We start from the raw sequence: 685 nt of genomic DNA, 5'->3' as shown, positions 1-685 counted from the left end.
AGGAAATCCTCGGGCATTTCGACGGGTGCGCCTTGAAGTTCAGCGCCCGAAACCTGGTCTTCAGCGACGGCAACCCGCAAAGCCGCGTCATGCTGGTGGGCGAGGCGCCGGGCGGCGAGGAGGACCGGGCGGGAAAGCCCTTCATGGGTCGGTCCGGCCAGTTGCTCGATCGGATGCTGGCTTCCATCGGCCTCGACCGCACCCAGGTCTATATTGCCAATATCGTGCCGTGGCGTCCGCCGGGAAACCGCACGCCGACGCCGCAGGAAATCGCCATCTGCAAGCCCTTCATCGAACGACAGATCGAACTGGCTTCGCCCGAATTCATGCTTTGCCTGGGCGGACCATCGGCCCAGAACCTGCTCGACACCAAGGAGGGCATCCTGCGGGCCCGCGGCCGCTGGTCCACCTACAAGACCGTCGACGGGCGCCAGATCCGCACCCTGCCGACGCTCCACCCCGCCTACCTGCTGCGCCAGCCCTTGCAGAAGCGGCTGGGATGGCGCGACTTTCAGGCCCTGCGCCGCGCCCTCGACGGGCGGGAATGAGCCTTAGACTTTTTGCAGCCGACGGAACTTGCCCTTACGCTTCAGCTTATAAAGTGCAGCGGCGTGCCGCGTTTTTCTTCAAGAAGGTTTGAGCCATGCGCTGGGATGATTTCAGAACCTCGTCGAATGTCGAGGAC

1 protein-coding gene is annotated in these 685 nt (G+C 63.8%); it reads left to right on the top strand.

Annotation, left to right across the window (positions count from 1 at the left end; translation table 11 throughout):
- Positions 1-548, top strand: a 548-nt coding sequence (locus AC1DVM_RS23215; protein WP_477258510.1) for a uracil-DNA glycosylase, incomplete at its 5' end; no start/stop codon positions are given.
- Positions 549-685 lie beyond the last annotated feature (137 nt).

Source organism: Microvirga sp. P4_A5 (assembly GCF_056402495.1).
Note: the sequence above shows the minus strand (reverse complement) of the source record. Positions and strands in the feature narration are given on the sequence as shown.